Origin of the sequence: Arthrobacter sp. MYb221, from assembly GCF_002979835.1 — a bacterium.
In the GTDB taxonomy this organism is placed as follows: Bacteria; Actinomycetota; Actinomycetes; order Actinomycetales; family Micrococcaceae; genus Glutamicibacter.
Genome location: NZ_PCPW01000029.1, coordinates 1 through 3,955, shown reverse-complemented (window position 1 = coordinate 3,955; position 3,955 = coordinate 1). Strand labels below are relative to the sequence as shown.

Below are 3,955 nucleotides of genomic sequence, written 5' to 3'. Positions count from 1 at the left end.
TTATATATCCACCAAATTAAAAATAATTCGGTATCAATAAACTTGGCACACTATTGAGTTCTCAAACAACAAACACTTACCGGTTCTTTACCCACTCTTTCAAGCGGCAATTTCGTCCAGCGTTATATTTATATTTTATACCGTTGAATTCCTGAAAGTCAAATCAATTATTTGTGATTTGAATCGGTATTCTTGGTTCCCATTAATTTCGTTTTATCCACAGTGACCTGTGTAAAACTCTTGATTTTCTGGGGATTATCACCGAATTTTGTACCGGTTTTTGTTCCGGCCTTGTTTCGGCGACAGATAAAAACTATACACAGATTTGCGGGATGTTTCAAATCGGGAGGCCCTTTTCCGAGGTGACCGTGCACACAGGCCCTTATTCTCTCTATGACCGGACTTCATCTCGGTAGACACTGTCAAAGTTCAACAGGCCTAGACCGCACCCGACACACGGTTGCTTGCTCACTATTGACCTCCGAATAATCACTATCGCTGAATGCTTCGATGCTTATGCGCAGTGACGTTCAATTTCGGCATGCCGAGGCGCCCAACAGTTTGAGAGGCCAGGCAGCGCGAAGATGGGAAACGCAGACTCCCTTCCGATGAGATGGTTCCACCGGCCGGCATCCGAGATGAAATTGATAAACCCAGACGTTGAGCTGGCGTCCCCGGGCTGGAACCTCGACCAGTCGAAGGGTGAAACTTGGCTAAGTGAATCCCCGTTGCTGAACATCTCGTGGATCCCACTGCCCTCGATGACATCACCGGGCGCAAACTACGGCAGTACTTAAACCCGGTCCACAGGCATCGTTGCATTCGCGACCTACTGTAGTGACACAATGCGGGTAGGCCGTGTGTCTGTCCCGGCCACTCAACCACCAGCTAGCGCATCGTTCGTTCCCGTGGTGATACTGCCGTTCGCCTCGCTCCGACAGAAGATGCTGAAGTAACAGTAGCGCGTGCGCAAAGGATGGCCACGAAGTTCGATGAGCGTAATCTTAAAGCAAAAAACGCGGAACCGAAGTTCCGCGTTTTGATGTGTGACCCCAACGGGATTCGAACCCGTGTTGCCGCCGTGAGAGGGCGGAGTACTAGGCCGCTATACGATGGGGCCGTACGCTGAAGATTTCTCTTCAACTCACCAAATTACTCTGGTGAAGCGCTGGGATACCAGGACTCGAACCTAGAATGACGGAACCAGAAACCGTTGTGTTGCCAATTACACCATATCCCAATGTGACTTGGCTTCCTCAGTGAAGACCATCAAGATCATTCTCTTCGAAATGCCTTAGCACGAGATATAACTATACATAAGAAAACTCGTTTAGGCATCTTTTGAGCCCTTCTCCTCGAGTGATCTACAGCTCTATTGTGTTGAGGTGCAGTTTTACGTCAAAACAGAGCCCGACTACAGGTACGCGGGGAGTGGAACGGCGGGCTTGGATACCTCTGGCGATGGACGGTGAAATATGCGCACGACACCCTCAACCAAAAATAAGGGGGTCCCTAGGGACCCCCTTATTCATTTGCTAGTCGGGATAACAGGATTTGAACCTGCGACCTCGTCGTCCCGAACGACGCGCGCTACCAAGCTGCGCTATATCCCGTAACTCTACAACGGTTATACACTACACCCGGGGATGCGTCTGTGCTAAATCTGCCAGTGAGCTATTGAAGAAGGAACGGACGTCGTTCAAGGAAACTAAAGTGCCTTGCCGGGGTTGAGAATATTCCTCGGGTCAAACAGCGCTTTGATTTCTTGCTGGAGAAGCAGAACGTCAGCAGTTTGTTCCCAGCTCAACCAATCGCGTTTGATAAGGCCGACTCCATGTTCACCGGTGATGGTTCCGCCCATCTCGATGGCCAATCGAATTGATCCTTCCAATGCCTTAGAAAGTCTCGCCAGAGGATCGACTCCGGCACCGGGTTCAACCGAGAATGTAGGATGCAGGTTGCCGTCCCCCGCATGGGCAATGACTCTGACATCTACCTCGTGAGAGTAAGCGATCTGTCGCAGTTCTCGCACGTAGTCGGACATCTTGCTCTTTGGCACTGCAATGTCCTCCCCCATGCGATAGGCATCGTCTTTAGTATCTCCACGGCTTGTTCGCCGCATTTCGATAAGCGTTGTGGCTTCGTCCGCACCGGAGTCGCTGAGGGTTACTTCTTGGTTCTCGAAGGTCTCGCGAATGACAGCTTCTTCCTTTTCGGCGCCATATCCATCCACCCTGACTAAGAGCATGGCACCACCATGCGCTGCATAGTTGGTCGAGTATTGATCATCTAAGATTTCGATAGTCGGCAAATCAAGGAGCTCCAGAATGGCCGGCTGTACGCGGGCGCGGGCTATGCGTTGAACGCCAAGGACTGCTGCTTCCAAACTTGGGAATAACATCGAGATGTCGCGCTCATCCACCGGCAAATATCGTAAGCGCAGCACCGCGCGCACCACGACGCCAAGTGTTCCCTCCGAACCGGTAAACAATCCGGTGAGGTCGTAGCCTGCAACACCTTTGAAGGTATTACGTCCCAGATGAACTAAACGGCCATCCGACAGAACAACGTCTACAGCAAGTACCGATTCACGTGTCACTCCGTATTTGGCACAGCGTAGACCACCAGCATTGGTGGCAATATTGCCACCAATGGTAGACATCTTATAGCTGGCCGGATCCGGTGCGTACATGAGACCGTGTTCGGAGACAGCTACGTTCAAGTCATAGTTGATCACTCCAGGTTCCACCACCGCGACTTCGTCTTCGGGGCGAACTTCCACGATTCGGTTCATCTGCATGAGGTTCAGGACAATGCACTTACCGGTTACGTGAACGCCTCCGGATACACCGGTACCGGCACCACGCGAAACAACGGGCATGCGATGTTCGTAGGCCAGTCGCATTACCTTTTGGACGTCTTCAACCGTTCGGGGGTAAACCACGGCCAGAGGCATGATGGGGTCGCCGACGAATTGCCCGAAGTCCCGGGAATTCTCCAGTAGTACTTCTGCGCGCTGTTCCAGTTGCTCAGCAGAAAGCACTGTGTTCAGTTGGATAAGAAAATCTGACTGCGTTTCTGACATAAGACGTCCTTGTCGTATGATCCGGAGATTCTGTGGTCGTCGATCTTCCGCAGCCTAATCGAATACTTCCAGTCGGGAAGATATCTTGTCATCGTAATCAACCCAGGGCCCAGCTAGGCTCCATACCAACTGAATCTGCTACTTACCTCGGAAGTCGAGCATATCCTGTCGTTACATATAGATCAGTGTTTGTTGAGCAGGTAGTATCTTCTCGATGTGTTTTCTCTTGACGGGAATCGAATTGGTAGCGTCGAGATCTAGGCAGCGATGACTCTATACTCGTGAACGTAGAATCACACCATGAGGAAATGCATTCGGCTGTCGTCATCGTCGGACATACCGTCCACCCATTATCCAAGCATCCCTGTTTAACGCCATTTCGCGCGTGACTAAACTTGTACGGTTTCGAATAAAGCAGAGTCAAGCACTTATCGATTGGTGCCACAAGGTCGGAGTCGACGCCGCGTATATTGACGGATGAACTTACGCCATATAACAAAACGCGGGTCGAAGATCCCTGCCTATGGGCATGAGCATCAGCGAACATCAGAACTGGGCTCATCAATCAACCGGCGGAGCACTACACAGCGCCGACAAGAACAAAGCCTATGCAGGAAGATGGAGTAGTGACTATCGCGCCAGAGCTCTATGGAGTGCACCATCGCGGGGAAGGAGTCGTCGATCAGAACGACTGGGTCAAGATCCAGGCATTCAACCCTGGTTAAAGCGCAAAAAGGTCCCGCCTCGCCAGGCAGAACCACACAACCCACACACCCCCGCACACCCCCGCGGGTTAAACAGGTGAGGCCCCCACACCAACAGGTGCAAGGGCCTCAAACCATCATACTAAGTTAAGTCCGGCGGTGACCT

At 51.5% G+C, this 3,955-nt stretch carries 1 protein-coding gene and 3 tRNA genes; all 4 read right to left on the bottom strand.

Annotated elements, in window-relative coordinates:
• Positions 1-1,047: 1,047 nt before the first annotated feature.
• A tRNA-Glu gene (locus CQ015_RS18465) sits at positions 1,048-1,120 on the bottom strand.
• A 48-nt stretch (positions 1,121-1,168) separates the two neighbouring features.
• Positions 1,169-1,240, bottom strand: a tRNA-Gln gene (locus CQ015_RS18460).
• Between the two features lie 299 nt (positions 1,241-1,539).
• Positions 1,540-1,613, bottom strand: a tRNA-Pro gene (locus CQ015_RS18455).
• Between the two features lie 95 nt (positions 1,614-1,708).
• Positions 1,709-3,085 carry an FAD-binding oxidoreductase gene (locus tag CQ015_RS18450; RefSeq protein ID WP_096286796.1) on the bottom strand — a complete coding sequence of 459 codons (1,377 nt, stop codon included), beginning with the start codon at positions 3,083-3,085 and terminating at the stop codon, positions 1,709-1,711.
• Positions 3,086-3,955: the final 870 nt, after the last annotated feature.